Annotated in this window: 15 protein-coding genes; 5 read left to right on the forward strand and 10 right to left on the reverse strand. The window is 71.7% G+C overall.

The annotated features are described in order from the left end of the window. From ACFFIC_RS22880 to ACFFIC_RS22890, 3 genes are read left to right on the forward strand one after another with little or no spacing between them, the layout of a single operon-like run. The gene (locus tag ACFFIC_RS22880) at positions 1 to 1,233 is read left to right on the forward strand and encodes a type II secretion system F family protein (protein WP_377054688.1); all 1,233 of its coding nucleotides are present in this window, start codon (positions 1 to 3) and stop codon (positions 1,231 to 1,233) included. Beyond that, entirely contained in the window at positions 1,230 to 3,677 is a 2,448-nt protein-coding gene (gene gspD / locus ACFFIC_RS22885; RefSeq protein ID WP_377054690.1) for a type II secretion system secretin GspD, read from the forward strand. The genes ACFFIC_RS22880 and gspD overlap by 4 nt, the downstream gene beginning before the upstream one ends. Positions 3,678 to 3,723: 46 nt before the next feature. Beyond that, positions 3,724 to 4,488, forward strand: coding sequence for a hypothetical protein (locus tag ACFFIC_RS22890; protein ID WP_377054692.1), 765 nt, complete (start codon positions 3,724 to 3,726; stop codon positions 4,486 to 4,488). 197 nt (positions 4,489 to 4,685) lie between these two features. Here ACFFIC_RS22890 and ACFFIC_RS22895 read toward each other — a convergent pair whose 3' ends face one another. The 5 genes from ACFFIC_RS22895 to argH form a co-directional block, all read right to left on the reverse strand. Beyond that, positions 4,686 to 5,468, reverse strand: coding sequence for a lytic transglycosylase domain-containing protein (locus tag ACFFIC_RS22895; RefSeq protein ID WP_377054694.1), 783 nt, complete (start codon positions 5,466 to 5,468; stop codon positions 4,686 to 4,688). A 117-nt stretch (positions 5,469 to 5,585) separates the two neighbouring features. Then, on the reverse strand, positions 5,586 to 7,394 hold the full coding sequence (locus tag ACFFIC_RS22900; protein WP_377054696.1) for a DEAD/DEAH box helicase: 1,809 nt from the start codon (positions 7,392 to 7,394) through the stop codon (positions 5,586 to 5,588). A gap of 231 nt (positions 7,395 to 7,625) precedes the next feature. Beyond that, positions 7,626 to 7,781 carry a hypothetical protein gene (locus ACFFIC_RS22905; protein WP_377054698.1) on the reverse strand — a complete coding sequence of 52 codons (156 nt, stop codon included), beginning with the start codon at positions 7,779 to 7,781 and terminating at the stop codon, positions 7,626 to 7,628. 10 nt (positions 7,782 to 7,791) lie between these two features. Further along, positions 7,792 to 8,016 carry a hypothetical protein gene (locus tag ACFFIC_RS22910; RefSeq protein ID WP_377054700.1) on the reverse strand — a complete coding sequence of 75 codons (225 nt, stop codon included), beginning with the start codon at positions 8,014 to 8,016 and terminating at the stop codon, positions 7,792 to 7,794. Further along, positions 8,013 to 9,428 carry an argininosuccinate lyase gene (gene argH, locus ACFFIC_RS22915; protein ID WP_377054702.1) on the reverse strand — a complete coding sequence of 472 codons (1,416 nt, stop codon included), beginning with the start codon at positions 9,426 to 9,428 and terminating at the stop codon, positions 8,013 to 8,015. The genes ACFFIC_RS22910 and argH overlap by 4 nt, the downstream gene beginning before the upstream one ends. Before the next feature lie 18 nt (positions 9,429 to 9,446). Between argH and ACFFIC_RS22920 the strand changes: the two genes are divergently transcribed. Continuing rightward, a complete protein-coding gene (locus ACFFIC_RS22920) occupies positions 9,447 to 10,067 on the forward strand; it encodes a TlpA family protein disulfide reductase (protein WP_377054704.1) in 621 nt (206 codons plus the stop codon). A 641-nt stretch (positions 10,068 to 10,708) separates the two neighbouring features. After that, positions 10,709 to 11,866 carry an acyltransferase family protein gene (locus ACFFIC_RS22925; RefSeq protein WP_377054706.1) on the forward strand — a complete coding sequence of 386 codons (1,158 nt, stop codon included), beginning with the start codon at positions 10,709 to 10,711 and terminating at the stop codon, positions 11,864 to 11,866. A 271-nt stretch (positions 11,867 to 12,137) separates the two neighbouring features. Here the strand turns inward: ACFFIC_RS22925 and rfbA are convergent, their stop codons facing one another. The 5 genes from rfbA to ACFFIC_RS22950 all read right to left on the reverse strand — a co-directional run bounded on the left by rfbA (position 12,138) and on the right by ACFFIC_RS22950 (position 17,937). After that, positions 12,138 to 13,028, reverse strand: coding sequence for a glucose-1-phosphate thymidylyltransferase RfbA (gene rfbA / locus ACFFIC_RS22930; protein ID WP_377054708.1), 891 nt, complete (start codon positions 13,026 to 13,028; stop codon positions 12,138 to 12,140). Continuing rightward, positions 13,025 to 13,927 carry a dTDP-4-dehydrorhamnose reductase gene (gene rfbD, locus ACFFIC_RS22935; protein WP_377054710.1) on the reverse strand — a complete coding sequence of 301 codons (903 nt, stop codon included), beginning with the start codon at positions 13,925 to 13,927 and terminating at the stop codon, positions 13,025 to 13,027. The genes rfbA and rfbD overlap by 4 nt, the downstream gene beginning before the upstream one ends. Next, on the reverse strand, positions 13,927 to 14,988 hold the full coding sequence (gene rfbB / locus ACFFIC_RS22940; protein WP_377054712.1) for a dTDP-glucose 4,6-dehydratase: 1,062 nt from the start codon (positions 14,986 to 14,988) through the stop codon (positions 13,927 to 13,929). The genes rfbD and rfbB overlap by 1 nt, the downstream gene beginning before the upstream one ends. 28 nt (positions 14,989 to 15,016) lie before the next feature. Continuing rightward, on the reverse strand, positions 15,017 to 15,631 hold the full coding sequence (gene rfbC / locus ACFFIC_RS22945) for a dTDP-4-dehydrorhamnose 3,5-epimerase (protein WP_377054714.1): 615 nt from the start codon (positions 15,629 to 15,631) through the stop codon (positions 15,017 to 15,019). 1,058 nt (positions 15,632 to 16,689) lie between these two features. Next, positions 16,690 to 17,937 carry a DUF4214 domain-containing protein gene (locus ACFFIC_RS22950; RefSeq protein ID WP_377054716.1) on the reverse strand — a complete coding sequence of 416 codons (1,248 nt, stop codon included), beginning with the start codon at positions 17,935 to 17,937 and terminating at the stop codon, positions 16,690 to 16,692. Positions 17,938 to 18,128: the final 191 nt, after the last annotated feature.

The following is an 18,128-nucleotide window of genomic DNA, read 5'->3' on the forward strand; positions in this document are numbered from 1 at the left end:
GTGCCGGGCAGCACCGCCTTCGACTATGTGGCCATCGCGGCCGATGGGCGCACCCTGCGCGGGCGCGTCGAGGCCGAGAGCCGCCAGGCCGCCGCGCGCCGCCTGCAGGAGGCCGGCAGCCTGCCGATGGAGATCCGGCCGGCGGGCGAGGCCGTTGCCGGGCGCGCGCCGCGCTCGCCCGGCGATCCCGCCATTCCCGCGCGGGAGCGGGCGCGGATCGTCAGGGGCCTGAGCCTGCTGCTTTCCGCCGGGCTGCAACTGGATGTCGCGCTCGATGCCCTGGCGGCGGCCGAGACCCGCGCCGGCCCCCGCACGCTGCTGCGCGGCCTGCACGAGGCGGTGCGGGCGGGCAGCGCCTTCTCCGTCGCGGTCGCGGCCCGCCCGCGCGCCTTTCCCGGCTGGTACGCGGCGGCGGTGGCGGCGGCCGAGGGCACGGGGCGCCTGCCCGCGGTGCTGAGCCGCCTGGCCGCCGAAACCCTTCGGCTGGAGCGCGTGGCGGAGCGCATCCGGGCCGGGCTGACCTATCCGCTGGTGGTGCTGGGGCTGGCGGTGCTCGCGGTCGCGGTGCTGGTGACGGTGGTGCTGCCGGCGCTGGAGCCGCTGTTCTCGGCGGCCGGCGGGCGGCTGCCGGCCTCCACCCGCATGATGCTGGATGGCGCGGCCTTTCTCCGCGAATGGGGGGCGATGCTGCTGGCCGCCCTGCTGGCGCTCGGCCTCGGGGCGCGGCGCCTCCTGGCGTCGGAGGAGGCGCGGCGCTGGCGGGACGACGCGGTGCTGGGCCTGCCGCTGCTCGGGCGCCTAGCCTGGCAATCGGCCGCCGCGCGCTTCGCCCGGCTGCTGTCCACGCTTCTCGCGGCCGGCGTGCCGCTGGCCGAGGCGATGGGGCACGCCGGCACGGCGGCGGGGAACGCGGCGGTGGCGGGCCGGCTGGAGCGGGCGCGGATGCGGGTGGCCGCCGGGGCGCGCTTCACCACCGCCCTGGTGCAGGAAGGGGCGCTGCCGCAGCTCGCCGTCACGCTGATCGGCGTGGGGGAGGAAGGGGGGCGGCTGAAGGAAATGCTGGAAGAGGTCGCGGTGATACACGAGGAAGAGGCCGAGCGGGCGACGGAACGCCTTCTCGTGCTGCTGGTGCCGGGGGTGACGCTGCTTCTCGGGGGCTTGGTGGCGGGGATCGTGCTGGCCACGCTGAACGCGATCCTGGGGGCGAACTCCGCCGCGATGGGCAGCTCGTGAGGTCCGCCCATGGCCGGTTCCTGCGCGGGCTGGCGGCCTCGGCGCTGGCGCTTTCCGCCTGTGGCGAACCCGCGCTGCGCGGCCCCGCGGCCTTCGACGCGGCGATGCAGCGGCTGGAGGAGGCGCGCACGCGCCAGCCCGACACCGTGCGCCCGATCACCGAGAGCCCCTCCTTCCCGGTGCCGCCGGACCGGCCGGGCACGCGGCGGACGGTGGTGGACGTGGGCGCGCAGGGGCGCGGCGGGTCGGGGCCGGTGCAGACCAACGCGCCGCGTGGCGCCGCCCCGGCGGGCGGCGGCTCGGTGACGCTGAACTTCGTGGATGCCGCGCTGGCCCAGGTGGTGCAGGCGGTGATCGGCGACCTGCTCGGCGCCGGCTACACCATCGACCCCAGGGTAAGCGGCAACATCACCCTGCAGACCCAGCGCCCGGTGCCGCAGGGCGCGGCGCTGTCCCTGCTGGAATCGGCGCTGGAGGCCAATGGCGCGGCGCTGCTGGCGGGGGACGGCAACTACCGGGTGGTGCCGCTGGAAGGCGCGCTGCAATCGGGGCCGCCGGTGAGCGCGGCGGGTAGCCTGCGTGCGGCCAGCGCCGCCGCGGGTGCCGGCTTCTCGATCGTGGCCCTGCCGCTGTCCTTCGCGCGGGCGGCGGAGTTGCAGCGCGTGCTGCAGCCGCTGGCGCCGCGCGGCGGGGCGGTGGTGGCGGACGAGGCGCGCAACATCCTGCTGCTGGCCGGCACCGGCCCGCAGCTCGCGACGCTGCTGGAAACCGCGCAGAGCTTCGACGTGGGCTGGATCCAGAACCAGTCCCTGGCGCTGCTGCCGCTGGATTCCGCCCCGGCGGCCTCGGTGGCGCAGGAGATCAACACCCTGTTCGGGGAAGGCAGCGCATCCCGCGAATCGCTGCGGGTGGTGCCGGTGGCGCGCATGAACGCGGTGCTGGTGGTGGCATCCCAGCCGCGCCAGCTGGAGCGCGTGCGCCGCTGGGTGCGCGAGCTGGATTCGGCGGGCCTGGGCAGCGCGCCGCAGCTCTTCGTGCACCGCGTGCAGTATGTGCGGGCCAACGAGCTGGCGGCCACGCTGCGGCAGCTGCTGCAGGGCGGCGGGCGCGGCGACGCACCGGGCGGGCCGCTGCTGGCGCCCGGGCTGGGCGGGGCGCAGGCGGGCGGCGGGCTCACCCTGTCCGACCCGTCGGGCGGAAGCCTGGGCGGTGCGCTCGGCGGCTCGGGCAATGGGCCCGGTGGCGCATCCGGGGGCGGCCTGGGCGGTGCGGCCGGTGTGCCGGGGGCCGGGGCGGGCCTCGGCGCCGGACTTGGGGCCGGACTCGGGACTGGACTCGGGACTGGACTCGGGGGTGGACTCGGGGGTGGGCTGATCAACTCGGGCGGTGCGGGCGGATTGGCCGCGCGCGGCGGCCTGCTGGGCGGCGGGCCCTCGAACGGTGGGGGAACGGGCGGCCTGCGCGCGGCCTCCGGGCCGGGCGGGGATGCGGGGGGCGGCCTGCCCGCGGCCCCCGTGCGCATCGTGGCGGACGAGGCGCAGAACGCCCTGATCGTTTACGCCAGCCAGTCCGACTGGCGGCTGGTGGAGCGCGCCGTGCTGCTTCTGGACCGCCCGCCGAGCCAGGTGGCGATCGACGCGGTGATCGCCGAGGTGACGCTGAACCAGGGACTGGAATACGGGCTGTCCTGGTTCTTTCGCCTGGGCAACTTCCAGTTCAACCAGATCCAGAACGGCGGCGGCACGCCCAGCCCCACCTTTCCGGGCTTCAACCTGCTGTATTCCGGCGGCGCCGATGCCGGGGCTGTGCTGACGGCGCTGGCCAGCATCACCGACGTGCGCGTGATCTCCTCCCCCCAGCTCGTGGTGCTGTCCAACCAGGTGGCGCGGCTGCGGGTGGGCGATTCCGTGCCCATCGTGACGCAGCAGGCCTCGGGCGGCGGCATCACGGACACGCGGATCGTGAACTCGGTGCAGCTTCGCGACACCGGCGTGTCGCTCGACGTCACGCCGCGGGTGAACTCGGTGGGCGGCGTGCTGCTGGACGTGGACCAGGACGTGTCCGACGCGGTGGCGACCACCACCAGCGGCATCGACAGCCCGACCATCCAGCAGCGGCGCCTGCGCACCGTCGTTTCCGTGCCCTCCGGCGAAACCGTCGCGCTGGGCGGGCTGATCCGGGAGGCCGACAGCAACACGCGTTCCGGCATTCCCTACCTGATCGACATCCCCATCGTGCGGGACCTGGTGGGCGTGCGGCGGCGGGACCGGCGGCGGACGGAGCTTCTGGTTCTGATCACGCCGCGCGTGGTGCAGAGCACGGAGGACCTGCGCCGCGCGACCGAGGAGCTGCGGACGCGCATGTACAACATGGCGCCGCGCCAGCCGGCCTATCCCACGGCCTATCCTGCCCGCATCGATGCCGTGCCCTCCGCGATCCGCTGAGCGGGGGGGCTTCGCGCTCGTCCTCGCGCTGTGGATCGCGCTTCTGGTGGGTGTCTGCGGCTTGGTGGCGATGCGCCTGGCCGCGGGCGGTGCCGGCGCGGCGCGGGTGGAGGCGGACCTGGCCGCCGCCCGCGCGGCGGCCGAGGGTGGAATCTGGGCGGCGGCGCACCGCCTCGCGCTTCAGCCCGCCGGCGCCCGGCCGCCGCGCGCCGCCTTCACGCTTGCCCTGGGCCGCGCGGAGGTGGCGGTGGAGATGGCGGACGAGGAAGGGCGGATCGACGTGAACGCCGCGCCGGAGGGATTGCTCGCGGACCTGTTCCGCACCTCCGGCCTGCCCGCCCCCGAAGCCATGGTCTTGGCCGCGCGGGTGGTGGAGTGGCGTGAGCCGGCAAGCCTGCGCCGGCGGGCGGAGGATGCCGGAATGGGGGCCGCGCCGCAGGGCCCCGCCTTTCGCGGCACGGGCGAGCTGGCGGCGGTTCCAGGCATGCCCCGCGCGCTGCCGGCGGTGCTGGGCGGGGCGGTCACGGTCCATACCGGGCGGGCGCAGCCGGCGGCCGAGGCGGCACCGCCCGCCGTCATGGCCGCGCTGGCGCTGTCGCGGGACGCCATCCCGGTGCAGGCCACGCAGTCCGCGGGGCTGCGCACGCCCTCCACCGGACGGGGAACCGCGCCCGGGCGACGGGCGGTGTGGCGGATCGAGGCGCGTGCGGTGAGCGGAGCGGTGGAGGCGCGCGCGGCGGCCGTGATGGAGATCGCGCCGGGCAACGGCATGCCCGGGCGGGTGCTGGAATGGCGCCCCTCCGGCCTGTGATGCCGTCTTCCGGTTGTGCTGGCGCCGTGCTGTTGGCTGCGGGGAAAGCGGGCTTTGGTCCCACGCCGGACCCGGGAGCCTGAGGCTCCTGCTTGTTCGAAGAAAAAGACGATGGTGAGGGGTGTGGGGAGAGGAGGAACTCCTTCTTTCTCTCCCCGGCCTCGCCGGTCATGACAGGACAGGAGGCTGGGAGTGGATCAGGGTGGCGGGCGCAGACCCGGCCAGCGCTGGAGCAGCCCGTTGCGGGCGCTGCCCGCCGAGGCCAGCATCTCGCTGCGCACCAGGCGGAGCCGGGCGTCGCGCATCGCCTGGAAGCGCTGCCGCTCTTCCTCCACGCGCCGGAGCAAGGGCGGGAGGGGTGGGGGGGCGGCCACCACGGGCTCGCGCGCCGGTCCTGGCGCGGGCGGGGCGGCGGGCACCAAGGCCACGGCGGCAAGGGGGGAGCCGAGCCAGGCGAGATGGGCCACGGCGCGGCGGCAGTAATCCACCGAGCGCGGCGTCATCCGCTGCTCCCCGTGGCCGGCGCGGTAACGGGCCAGGGTCCAGCAGAGATCGCCGCCCGACAGCCTCCAGGCGCCGGCAAGGTACTGGGTGCCGTAGCGGAGATTGGTGTCGGGCTCCATCAGCGCCTCCACCCCCCCGCGGAAGCCGAGCATGGCGGCAGTGGCTGGCATGACCTGCATCAGGCCGACCTCCCCTGAGGAGCCGACGGCGCGAGGCTCGTAGGCGCTCTCGACCACGGCCACCGCATCGGCCAGCTCGGCCGGGATGCCCGCCAGGGCGGCCCAGCGGATCAGGGCGGGGACATAGAGGGCGCGCCGCTGCGCGGTCCCGGCGGGGATGGGCGCCGCGACGGGCGAAGAAGCGGGCGGCCCGGAGGCGGGAGGCGTCTCCGCCGCGGCGGCGAAGCCCAGGAGCAGCCCGGCGATCGCGATGGCGGGCAGCCTTGCGCGCCTGGACGGGACAAACCCGGGGATCACGGCCACTCCTGCGGAGGTCGGGGCCGCGACTATGCCGAAACCGTTTTATCCTGGGAATGGCCTGACCGCCCTGCCCCGGGCGGGCACTTGCCCGGCCCGGGGTGGTGGACGCCGCCTTCAGCCCCGGCGGTGCTTCGGCGGGCGCGGGGCCTGGGCGCGGGGCAGGGGCTGCATGGACTCCACCCGGATATGCGCATCCTCGGCCCCGGCATTGCGGGCGTTGGTGGCGAAGTGGGAGGCGGCATAGGGGGCCACCTCCACCTGGGTTTCGCGCCCGAGGATGCGGATGCGGCCGATCTCCGCGCGCGAAACGTCGCCGCGCTTGCAGAGGAAGGGCAGCAGCCAGCGCGGGTCGGCCTGGCCGTCGCGGCCGATGCTCAGGCGGAACCACACGCCCTCGGAGGGGGGCGGCGGGCCGCCGGCGTCGCGGGGGCCTTCCGCCATCGTGCGGCGGGGACGGTCCGCCATGACCGGGGAGAGTTCCTCCGGGGCCGGCAGCGGGGCGCGCATCAGCTTCACCAGGGCTGCGGCCAGGGCGAGCGGCGTTGCCGCCGCGGAGGCGAGCGGCGTTGCCGCCGCCGCGGGGGCCTCGGCCGTGGCGGCCTCGTCGGCGGCCGGCTGGCTCCAGCCGGCGTCGTCGTTGCTGGGGGAGGGCGCGACGGTGGCGGCGGTGGCGGCGGTGGCCGCGAGCGGGGTGCCCACCAGGGCGCGGGCGATGGCCAGGTCCTCCTCGGCCGCCTCCTCCGTCAGGAGTTCGCGGGCGCGGGCGGCGATGCGCTCGGCGTCCTTGGCGCGCACGGCCTCGGCCGAGGGGGCGGGGCCCCAGGCGGCCTCGACGCGGGCGGCGGAGATGAGGCGCTCGGCGATGCGGCGGCGGGAGGGGGGCACGATCAGCAGGCTGGTGCCCTTGCGCCCGGCCCGGCCCGTGCGGCCGGAGCGGTGCAGCAGCGTGTCGGGGTCGCGCGGGAGTTCCGCGTGGATGACGAGGTCCAGCTCCGGCAGGTCGATGCCGCGGGCGGCGACGTCGGTGGCCACGCAGATCCGCACATGGCCATCACGCAGGCTCTGCAGGGCGCGGGTGCGCTCGGCCTGGGAAAGCTCGCCGGACAGGGCGACGGCCGCGAAGCCGCGTTCCGAGAGGTTGCCGTGCAGGCGGGCCACGGCCGCGCGGGTGGCGCAGAACACCATGGAGATCGGCGCCTCCTCCAGCCGCAGCGCGTTCACCACGGCGCGCTCCACGTCGCCGGGGGAAACCAGGGCCGCGCGGTAGGTGATGTCGCCATGCGGCTCGTCGCCGGAGGTGGCCTCGATGCGCAGCGCGTCGCGCTGGAACTGCTTGGCCATCTGCGCGATGGGGCGCGGCACGGTGGCGGAGAAGAGCAGGGTGCGGCGGGTTTCCGGCAGGGCGCCGAGAATGGCCTCCAGCTCCTCGCGGAAGCCGAGGTCCAGCATCTCGTCGGCCTCGTCCAGCACCACGGCGCGGATGGCGTCGGTGCGGAGATTGTTGCGCTCGATGTGGTCGCGCACGCGGCCGGGGGTTCCCACCGCGATGTGCACGCCGGCGGACAGAACGCGGCGCTCGGCCACCGGATCCATGCCGCCCACGCAGGAGGCGATGCGGCCGCCCGAGGGGCCGTAGAGCCAGGTGAGCTCGGTCTTGACCTGCAGCGCCAGTTCGCGCGTCGGCGCCACGATCAGGGCGAGCGGATGGCCGGGGGCGGGAAGGCGCGTGCCCTCCCCCAGCAGGTCGCCGGCCATCGCCAGGCCATAGGCCACGGTCTTGCCGGAGCCGGTGCGGGCGGAAACCAGCAGGTCGCGCCCGGCGGTGCCTTCGGCGAGCACGGCGGCCTGGACGGGGGTGGGGGTGGCGTAGCCGCGCGCCGACAGGGCGTCGCGCAGAGGCTGGGGCAGGGATTCGAAGGGCATGGGTCTAAGGCGTCCGGAGGAAGGGGCGCCTGATCGCGGGGGGCGTGCGGCATGGCACGTCGTGGCGCGGGGGGGCGGCGCGTTCGAGCGGGCGAAGGATTGCGCCCGCGGAGAGGACGATATCGGGCTTCGGGCCCGCCGCCACAACCGGCGGCTGCGCATTCCAGCCCTGCGGCGCCCCGGTCGGCGCCCCAGTCGGCGCCGCGGGCAGCACCGGGATCAGCGCCGGGATCAGCGCCGGTAGAGGATCATTCCGAGGATCAGGGCGGAGGAGGCCACCCCTGCCGCGCGCGTGGCGCCCCCCGTGTCGCCGGAGGTGGCGAGAACGAGAGTGGTGACCACCCCCGCCGCCCCGGCGGCCAGGAGGATCAGGGCGAGGGCGCGCATTCCGGCGGGCTCAGCGGGTGATGCCGGGCACGACCAGCAGCGGCGTTCCCAGCGTGGCCGGTGCCGTGCCGGGAGCGGCCGCGCCGGCGGGGGCGCCGGGTTGCGAGCCCGGCGGGAAATAGGGGTAGGCGCGCGGATAGATGATCGCGCTGGCCGGGCCGTCCGCCCGGATCGGGCCGATGCGGCCGCAGCCCGCCAGTGCCAGGACGGCGGCGAGAAGAAGCAGGTTCCTCATGCCAGGCGCTCCAGCCATTCCTTTGCCATGGCCGCGACGTTCGCGGGCGCCGTGCCGCCGTGGGAGGTGCGGGAGCGGACGGAGGCGGCCACCGAGAGCACGCCGAAGACCCCCTCGGTGATGCGGGGCTCCACCGCCTGCATCTCCCCGATGGTGAGCCCGGCGAGGTCCACGCCCATGCCCTCCGCCTTGGCGACCAGGCGGCCGGTGACGTGGTGGGCGTCGCGGAAGGGGAGCCTGAGTTCGCGCACCAGCCAGTCCGCCAGGTCGGTGGCGGTGGAGAAGCCGGCGCCGGCGGCCTCGGCTAGGCGGCCGGGCACGGGCTGCATGTCGCGCACCATGCCGGCGGTGGCGGCCAGCGCCAGGGCGAGGTTCTCGGCGGCGTCGAAGATGCCCTCCTTGTCCTCCTGCATGTCCTTTCCGTAGGTCAGCGGCAGGCCCTTCATCACGGTGAGCAGGCCGACGAGGGCGCCGTTGATGCGGCCGGGCTTGGCGCGGACCAGCTCGGCCGCGTCCGGGTTACGCTTCTGCGGCATGATGGAGGAGCCGGTGGTGAAGGCGTCGCTCAGCTTCACGAAGTTGAAGTAGGGGTTGGTCCAGATCACCACCTCCTCCGCGAAGCGGGAGAGGTGGGTGGCGCAGATGGCGCAGGCCGCCAGGAACTCGAGGGCGAAGTCGCGGGAGGCGACGGAATCGAGGCTGTTGCGGGTGGGGCGGTCGAAGCCGAGTGCCTCGGCGGTCATGTGGCGGTCGATCGGGAAGCCGGTGCCGCAGAGGGCGGCGGCGCCGAGCGGGCTCTCGTTCAGGCGGGCGCGGCAATCGGCCAGCCGCCCGCGGTCGCGGGACAGCATCTCCACATAGGCCAGAAGGTGGTGGCCGAAGGTGGTGGGCTGCGCCGGCTGGAGGTGGGTAAAGCCGGGCATCACCGTGCCGGCGTGCTCGGCCGCGCGGGCGGCGAAGGCGCGCATGACGTCGGCGATCTGGGCATCGAGGCCGTCGATGGCGTCGCGCGTCCAGAGGCGGACGTCGAGCGCCACCTGGTCGTTCCGCGAGCGCGCGGTGTGCAGGCGCTTGCCGGCCTCGCCGATGCGATCCGTCAGGCGGGCCTCGATGTTCATGTGGATATCCTCCAGCGCCTCGCTGAAGGGGAAGTCGCCCGCCTCGATCTCGGCGCCGATGGCGGTGAGGCCGTCGCGGATCGCGGACTCGTCGGCGGCGGTGATGATGCCCACATGCGCGAGCATGGCGGCATGGGCCAGGCTTCCGCGGATATCCTGGCGCCACATCTTGCGGTCGAAGCCGATGGAGGCGTTGATCGCCTGCATGATGGCGGAGGGGCCGGCGGCGTAGCGGCCGCCCCATGCCGTGTTGACGTGGGCTGCGTTGGCGATGTTCGGCTGGTCGTCGGGCACGGGCGAGGAGGTCTCTCGGTGAAGAATTACGGCCGTCGCGGCCATCTGGCCCTTTCGGCGGGCCTTTTCGCGGGCGGGACACTAGGCGCGGGCCTCCCGCCGCGTCCAGCGCGGGCTCAGGGAAGCGGGCCCCAGGGAAGCGGGAACCCGGCCACGGGGGCGTTGCGGCTGGACGGGCCGAAGCCCCTGCCCGCCTTTTCCCTGACCGACCCGGAGGGGGCGCGGCGGGAGATGCCCTTCTTCGCGGGGAAGGGGGTGGTGCTGAACCTCTGGGCCACGTGGTGCCCGCCCTGCGTGGAGGAGATGCCGGCGCTGGATCGCCTGGCGGGGCTGCTCGCGGCCGACGACATCCTGGTGATCCCCGCCTCGTCCGACCGCAACGGGCGGGCGATGGTGGAGCCCTTCTACGCGCGCACGGGGGTGAGGAACCTCGGCATCTGGCTGGACCCGAACTCGGCGGCGACGCGGGCGCTGGGCGCGCGGGGGCTGCCCACCACGGTGCTGATCGACCGGCTGGGGCGGGAGCGGGCGCGGCTGGAAGGCGGCGCGGCCTGGGACGGGCCGGCGCTGCTGGCCGAGGTGCGGCGCCTGTGCGGGGATGGCGGCGGGAACGGGCGGCCGGCCACGGAGCCGGCCTAGAGCCTTACCGCTTCACTCGAAGCCGGAGCTGGCGCGGTGGTTCCGGCATCCGGCTGGGGTGAAGGTGTTGAGCAGGCCGATGGTGGTCCAGAGCGCCTCCCGCGGGCGGGCCGTGGCCTTTCGGAGCAGAAGCCTTCAGCTTGGCGAAGGCCTGTCCCATGGGCTTTGAGGCACTGCCTCGAAGGGACGGGTGAGTGGGGCGGCGGGGCGAGCAGGCCGGCACGGGTGGTCCGGATCGCCGGCGCGGGGCTGCGACCTTGTGGGCCGGGACGTCGTCCGTGGGCACCACGTCACCTTTGGCCGGGGCGGGCGCGAGGAACCGCCCGACACAGGCGAGGAAGATCTCGCCCGTTACGCGCCCCCCCCCAGCATGAGCGGCACGCCCCCAGGCAGTGGCGGCTTGCGGTAGCCGCCGTCTCGGGCTGGGGCCGTGCTGCCGGTCTGGCGCACCCGCCGGGCCGGCGTGGTCGCCGCCGAGGCGCCCGCCTCAACAGCCTGGACCACTCGCGCCGGTCCTGCGGCGGCGGCGGCGTCACCGGCCCCGCTGCTCCATCGGCAGCCCCGCATCCACACCCCTGAGATCGTGCAAGCCTGAAGTGGTCTGGACTAATTGCATTCAATAGAGGATTCTCTTGAATACGATGTCACGACCGCAGCCACCAACGAATTCAGCCAAACACACTGACAATAACCTGGACTTCATAAGGCTTTTGGCAGCGTTGGCCGTGCTGATCAGTCACAGCTACCCACTGTACGCAAATCCGGCCGAGCCACTGGCGTTGTTAACCGGCTCGATCACCCTGGGAACCTTCGCTGTCTATATCTTCTTCATCGTCAGCGGTTTCCTTGTGGCGCAAAGCTGGAATCGGGATCCAGACCCGGTCCGGTTTTCCATCCGGCGCGCGCTCAGGTTGCTGCCGGGGCTGTATGTTTTTCTCTTTATCAGCACGGTGTTCGTCGGTCCGCTGCTGACCGAATTGCCGCTAAGCGAATATTTCTCCGCGGCGCGCGTTTCCGGGTATGTCTGGCAGCTCGGCATATTCTGGCTTCAGGGTTATCTTCCCGGCGTATACGAGCACAACGTTTTCCCGATTTACTTCAATGGTTCTTTGTGGTCGATCAGAATCGAGGTGGCCTGTTATATTGTTGCCCTGGTCCTCGGGATCGTCGGGGTTCTTTCGAGCAAGGCAGCGACCACGGCGTTCGCTCTCGTAGCCTTCGTGGCGTATTACTATGCAACTTACTTCGTGTCGGGCACCCACGGGTTTCTGAATATGGAGATGAAGCAGTCTCTTGACGTCGCGGCCTATTTCTATGCTGGTTCGATGCTGTTCCACTGGTGGCCGAAGCTACCGAAGCTGCATGGCGCCTACGCACTTGCCACGCTCATCGCCATCTTGACTCTCGGAGGCAGTCGTTTGCAGCCGGTTCTGCATCTCGCACTGCCTTTTCTGATACTCAGCATCGCCTTTCATCCGGTGAAGATCCTGTCGTTTGCCGCCAGCCGCGGAGATTTCTCCTACGGTATTTATGTGTATTCCTTTCCCGTGCAGCAAACAGTCATGCATTTCTTCGGGCACGGGATCAGTTTTGCCGCCTTCATAACCTTGTCTTTGATCGGGACGATGGCGTGTGCGTTCCTGTCCTGGCATGTCGTCGAACGCCCAGCCCTGCAGTTAAAGCCGACCCGACGGAATTCGCGCAGACCGGCTGACGACCGGATCCTGTATCCTCTTTATGCCAAGAACGAGCATCTAACCTTGCCCCAGTTCAAAAGCCCTGGGGGGGAAGGTCCCTAGGAATTTTCCAAGTCTGTCGAACGCATCGACAGCATAGCGCGTCGCGGGTGCGGGCCGCTGCTTTTCGGCGCAGCGCCCTCGGCTCGGCGAGGGCGTGCCGTCATCACCAGCCTCGCTGCTCCGTCAGCAGCGCCGCTTCGAAACCCGCGAGGCCGTGCGGGGACGGCGATCACCCTCCATCGCCGTCCGGGATGCGATAGCGCTTGCCGCGAACACCGCACGCAGCGCCCGCAAGGCATCTCCGCGCGCGGGGCAGCCTGGCCGGGTGTTCCTAGGAAATCAGCCCTTCCAGGTAAGAGCCGTAGCCGCTCTTGCTTTGCCTGCCGGCCAGGGCGCGGAGCGCATCGTCGTTGATCAGCCCCAGCCGCCAGGCGACCTCTTCCGGGGCCGCCACCTTCGTGCCCGTGCGCTTCTCGATGGCGCGCACGTATTCCCCGGCCTCCAGCAGGCTGTCATGCGTGCCGGTGTCCAGCCACGCATAGCCGCGGCCGAGGCGGATCACGCGCAGCGTCCCTTCCTCCATGTAGAGGCGGTTGAGGTCGGTGATTTCCAGTTCTCCGCGCGGGGAGGGCTTGAGGGAGCGGGCGAGTGTGGGAGCGCGCCCGTCGTAGAAGTAGAGGCCCGTGACCGCCCAGTTGGAGCGCGGCACCGCTGGCTTCTCCTCCAGCGACAGCGCGCGGAAGCTGTCGTCGAACTCCACCACGCCGTAGCGTTCCGGATCGGCCACGCGATAGGCGAAGACCGAGGCCCCTTCCCGTTCCACACGCGCTTCCGCCAGCCGGTCGTCCAGGTCGTGCCCGTGGTAGATGTTGTCCCCGAGCACGAGGGCCGAGGGAGCCCCGCCGAGGAACTCCTCGCCCAGGATGAAGGCCTGGGCCAGCCCGTCCGGATGCGCCTGCTCCGCGTAGGAAAGGCGGATGCCCCACTGCTCTCCGGTGCCGAGCAGGCGGCGGAAGAGCGGCAGGTCGTGGGGCGTCGAGATCACCAGGATGTCCTGGATGCCCGCCAGCATGAGCACCGAGAGCGGGTAGTAGATCATCGGCTTGTCGTAGACGGGCAGGAGCTGCTTGGAGACGGCCAGGGTCGCCGGGTAGAGCCGCGTCCCGCTCCCGCCCGCAAGCAGGATGCCCTTGGTGGCCGGAATCTGTGCGGGGGCGCTCATGCCTGATCCTTCGTGATGGGCCCGATCAGCGCGTCGAGGCAGCGCGAAAGGGAGGAGCGCCAATCGGCGGCGCCGATGCCGTGCACCCGCTGGATGCGCCCGCAATCCAGGCGCCCGTCGGGTGGCCGCCGGGCGGGAGTGGGATACTGGGCGGTGGTGATGGCCGAGAGGCGCGGCACCTTGTGGCCGCGGGCGGCGGCGCCCGCGAAGATGGCCTCGGCGAAGCCGTGCCAGGTGGTCCAGGGCTGGCCCGTCAGGTGGAACACCCCGAAGGCGGGATCGCCCTCCGGCGCGGCGCCGAGGCGCGGCAGCATGCGGGCGATGGCATCGGCCAGGTCGGCGGCGAAGGTGGGGGCGCCGTGCTGGTCGGCCACCACGGAAACCTCCTCCCGCTCGGCGCCCAGGCGCAGCATGGTTTTCACGAAGTTGGCGCCGTGCGGGCTGCACACCCAGGCGGTGCGCAGGATGGCGGTGCGGGGATTGGCTGCCAGGGCCGCGCGCTCTCCCGCCAGCTTGGAGGCGCCGTAGACCCCGGCGGGATCGGGGGTGGCTTCCTCGGCGTAGGGGGCGCCGCCCTCGCCGGAAAAGACGTAGTCGGTGGACAGGTGGACAAAGGGCAGGCCGCGCGCGGCGGCGGCCGCGGCCAGCATGCCCGGGCCGATCGCGTTCACCGCGAAGGCCATGTCGCGCTCGTTCTCGGCGCGGTCCACGGCCGTGAAGGCGGCGGCGTTCACCACGATGTCCGGTTCGGCCTCGGCCAACGCGCGGAGGATGGAGGCGCGGTCCGTCAGGTCCAGCTCGGGCGCCTCCAGCGCCACCACCGGGTGGCCATCCCGCGGAAGGCGGTCCTGCAGTTCAAGGGCGAGCTGGCCGGTGCGGCCGGCAACCAGCACACGCATCAGGGAGTCCCCTTGTTGTTGAGCAATCCGAGGCGTTGTCCGTCGTAGCGGTCCCGCAGCGGTCGCCACCAGGCTTCGTTCTCCAGGAACCAGGCCACCGTGCGCGCGATCCCTTCCTCGAAGGTGACGGAGGCGCGCCAGGCCAGTTCCCGCTCGGCCTTGGCGGGGTCGATGGCGTAGCGGCGGTCGTGTCCGGGTCGGTCGGCCACGAAGGTGATGAGGTCGCGCCGCGGGGTGGCGCCGGGGCGCAGCCGGTCCAGGGTGTCGCAGATCGCGTGGACGACCTCGAGGTTGGTGCGCTCGGCGCGGCCGCCGATGTTGTAGGTCTCGCCGGGCACGCCGTGCGTGACGGCCGCGGCCAGCGCCCGGACGTGGTCCTCCACGAAGAGCCAGTCGCGCACGTTGCCGCCGTCGCCATAGACCGGGAGCGGCCTGCCCTCCAGCGCGTTGAGGGTGACCAGCGGGATCAGCTTCTCGGGGAAGTGGTAGGGGCCGTAGTTGTTGGAGCAGTTGGTCACGATGGTGGGCAGACCGTAGGTCTCGTGCCAGGCGCGCGCCAGGTGGTCCGAGCCGGCCTTGCTGGCGGAATAGGGCGAGCGCGGGTCGTAGGGGGTGGTCTCGGTGAAGGCGCCGGTCGGGCCGAGGGAGCCGAACACCTCGTCAGTGGAGACGTGCAGGAAGCGGAAGGCCGCGCGCCGGGCGGCGTCATACCCGCCCACCAGCGCGCGCGCCGCCTCCAGCAGGGCGAAGGTGCCCATCACGTTGGTCTGCACAAAGGGCGCGGCCGAAGCGATGGAGCGGTCCACGTGGCTCTCGGCGGCCAGGTGCATCACGGCGTCGGGGGCGAAATCGGCGAAGGCGGCCCGCATGGCCTCGGTGTCGCAGATGTCGGCCTGGAGGAAGGCGAAGCCGGGGCGCCCCTCGCAGGCGGCGATCGTGCGGCGGTCGCCGGCATAGGTGAGCTTGTCCACCACCAGCACCTCATGGCCGAGGTCGAGCACGAGGTGGCGCACGAGCGCCGAGCCGATGAAGCCGGCGCCGCCGGTAACGATCACGCGCATGGTGTGGGTCTCAGCAGGCGATGGGGGTTCAGGTGGCATCCGGAAGGTCGCGCAGGCGCGGGTGCCGGCGGTCCTTCTCGGACAGGATGGGCCCCTCCGGCAGCACGGGCCAGGGCAGGGCGAGGTCCGGATCGTCCCAGGCCAGGCCCCGGTCGAGCTCGGGGGCGTAGTAGTCGCTGACCTTGTAGGCGACCTCGGTGCCGGGCTCGAGCGTCACGAAGCCATGGGCAAAGCCGGTGGGAACATAGAGCTGCTCCGCTCCCTCGGCATCCAGGCGGCAGGCCACGTGGCGCCCGAAGCCGGGCGAGCCCGGACGGATGTCCACCGCCACGTCCAGGATCGCGCCCCGCAGCACCCGGACCAGCTTGGCCTGGGCGCGGGGGGCGAGCTGGAAGTGCATGCCGCGCAGCGTTCCCACGCGCTCGGAAAGCGACTGGTTGTCCTGCACAAAGCTCTCGGGCACGCCCACCGCGCGCAGGTCCCGCTCGCTGAAGGTTTCCATGAAGTAGCCGCGCAGGTCACCGAAGCGGCGAACCCCGATCAGCAAAGGGCCAGCGATCTCCAGCACGCGCGCCGTCACGTTGCCACTGACGCGGAGGTCACCTGAAGGAGGGACATGGAGCGGCGAAGAAGTGGCGGACATCACGCGGGATCCTGATCGCAAGGTGCCGGAAGGGTATCACAAAAGTGAATCCGTGCCACAGCCTCACCGTGCCGCGCAGCTTGCGGGTGTGGACGCCCGGCGCTCTACCCCGATTCAGAGCCCGAGATCCACTGGCGGACCCTCGCGTTTCCACCTTCCGAGGACCTTGTCCCACCGTCGGCGGCGGGGGAGCGCGAAGGGCTGAACTCCCGGACGGCGACACCATCGCAGGACTTGTCCCGAACGGCCGCACGCGCGCCGCGCATCAGCCTCTCGCGGAGGTCGACATCGCCTCCCCGGCTGCCGGTCGCCGCCACCCGGGCCGTTGCGCCCGGCGACGAAAAGGGGGGGTGGCCAGCAGCCGGGCGGCCTCGCTGGGCCGGGTTTCGGCCGCGAGCCCCTCCCCGGAGGCTCGATGGGCCGGGCCTGCCCATGCCATTCGGTCAGCACCCTCCCAAGCTGCGGCCCCGGCTTGTGGCTGGTGGGCCAGCCCGACAGCGGCGCATGCAGCCGAGCAAGGGCGGCCGACGTCGCGGCCAGGCGCCGCGCCCGGTTCGGTGTTCGGCCTGGCCTGGCCTGGCCTGAACCCCGAACAACCGGTCTTCAACAAGACCGGCGCCCTCGATCGGGATGGGCCGCGGGTGAATGGCACGCATGCCAGTCAGCGCATCCGCCATGCCCGCTGCCGACCCGCCTTGTCATCCCTGAACCATGCCGGCGGGTCGGGACGGCCGGGGCTCGCCGTTGCCGGATGCCAACAACCATGGAGCGTGCCAGCAGGCTCCTCTGCTTCAGCCGCAAGAACACCTCATGCGCGAACGGCCCGGACGGACGCTGCCGCCGGGCCGCTCGCCTTTTCGTCAAGGCCCTGCGGAGCCGAAGACACCGACCCGCAGAGCCACTTCACCGATTTGCCAAACGCCTCGTCGGCGGCTCGCCGCAGGACCGCATCAACGGGTCCATGCCATGGCACCGGACCGGCGCGGGAACCGCCCGGCCGGCACTGGGTCCAGCAAGGAACCTCGGTTCCCGACGGCAAAGCTGCGCGACAGAGTCGCTCACCCCGCGAAAAGAATGCCGAACTGACCCGGGTTCTCGTTGAGGATGTTCCCGCTGGTCAGGAACTGATGCTCGGTGCTTTCGGAAAAGCCGATCACCACCTGGGCCCTGCTGTAGACGCCCGCATCGAGGGCGTTGACCCAGCCCTGCTTTCCCGCCGCGTCGGAAGCACGGTGAAGCGTGTTCTGGTAGAGCAACTCGACGAAGCTGCCGGTATCCACCGCCGCACCGTAGCGGGACACGAATTCCGAGCTGTTGACGAAGCCGGTCGTCACGTCCAACAGGCTTTGCGATCCGGCATCCAGCTGCTCGCGCCAAGCTTGCAGCCCCGTCACATCGGGCACACGCCCGAAGGTCGTGTCGTAAAGGCGGGCGACCTGCGCGGCGTGCTCCGACAGATCCCAGACGCCGGCCTGGATGAAAGGAGCGGTCCGACTGACATTCTCGCCGGACTCCGAGAAGCGGGCGAGAACGGAGGCGCGGGTTTCACCCGCATTCAGCGTGTTCACCCAGTCAGTGAGGCCGGCCTGATCAGGCGCCCGTCCCAGCACATTCTCGTACAGACGAACCATGAGCGTTTGATTATCGAGGTTGTTGCCAAAACGGCCGACAAACTCAACGGAATTCAAAAAGCCCTGCGCCAGGTCCGCGAGGCTGCCCTGCCCTGCCTGCAGCTTCGTGTCCCAGAAATTCTGTCCGAACTGTTCGGGTGCGCGGCCCAAAGCCGCCTGGTAAAGCCGCACGACCTGGGCAGCCGGGTCATTGAGGTCGAACACCTCCCGCCCATCAGCATACTGGACCACCTCGACGCCAGTATAGGTGTCCCTGACGCCTTGGACGTTGCGGGTGGACGTGCCGCCTTCCAGGCTAAAGGTGGCACCGCGGCGGCCGACGCCCGAGGCAAGCTCGATGTCATAGCCTTCGTCGCCGAAGAACTGGTTCAGCACGCCGCCGCGAATGAAGACATCGTTCCCAGAGCCGCCAAACATGGCGTTCCCGCCTGCGCCGCCGATCAAGATGTCGTTGCCGGCATCGCCCCTCATGGTGTCGACCGGGCCGCCGCCGCCCCGCAGGAGGTCGTCTCCATCGCCACCGGAAAGCGCGTCGCTTCCGTCGCCGCCATCCAATGTGTCGTTGCCGCCATTGCCGAAAACACTGTCATTCCCGCCGAGCGCCGCAATGAAGTCGCCAATGCCGTCGCTGCTGATATTATCAGCATTGTTGGTGGGAATAGGGCTGAAAGCCATAAGAAACGCCTCCGAATGAACGAACCAGCGAGAAAATACATCGAACAACGATACGTTAACACAGTAGGGTGTCAGAACGAATTCGCCAATGCGCTAGCGCAATCAAATATGGGTGTGTGAATGATCTGCCCCATCGGAGGTTATGTTCTTCAGTGGCTGTTTCGAGGAGGCCGTGGAGGGGCGGAAGAGGA

Origin of the sequence: Muricoccus vinaceus, assembly GCF_042433125.1 — a bacterium.
In the GTDB taxonomy this organism is placed as follows: domain Bacteria; phylum Pseudomonadota; class Alphaproteobacteria; order Acetobacterales; family Acetobacteraceae; genus Roseomonas; species Roseomonas vinacea.

Bases quoted from the DNA above. Each gene is read 5' to 3' on its own strand.
- rfbA (WP_377054708.1), bottom strand. From the start codon at position 13,028: ATGAGCGCCCCCGCACAGATTCCGGCCACCAAGGGCATCCTGCTTGCG.
- ACFFIC_RS22925 (WP_377054706.1), top strand. From the start codon at position 10,709: ATGTCACGACCGCAGCCACCAACGAATTCAGCCAAACACACTGACAAT.
- ACFFIC_RS22905 (WP_377054698.1), bottom strand. From the start codon at position 7,781: ATGCGCGCCCTCGCCCTGATCCTCCTGGCCGCCGGGGCGGCGGGGGTG.
- ACFFIC_RS22910 (WP_377054700.1), bottom strand. From the start codon at position 8,016: ATGAGGAACCTGCTTCTTCTCGCCGCCGTCCTGGCACTGGCGGGCTGC.
- rfbC (WP_377054714.1), bottom strand. From the start codon at position 15,631: ATGTCCGCCACTTCTTCGCCGCTCCATGTCCCTCCTTCAGGTGACCTC.
- ACFFIC_RS22900 (WP_377054696.1), bottom strand. From the start codon at position 7,394: ATGCCCTTCGAATCCCTGCCCCAGCCTCTGCGCGACGCCCTGTCGGCG.
- rfbD (WP_377054710.1), bottom strand. From the start codon at position 13,927: ATGCGTGTGCTGGTTGCCGGCCGCACCGGCCAGCTCGCCCTTGAACTG.
- ACFFIC_RS22950 (WP_377054716.1), bottom strand. From the start codon at position 17,937: ATGGCTTTCAGCCCTATTCCCACCAACAATGCTGATAATATCAGCAGC.
- rfbB (WP_377054712.1), bottom strand. From the start codon at position 14,988: ATGCGCGTGATCGTTACCGGCGGCGCCGGCTTCATCGGCTCGGCGCTC.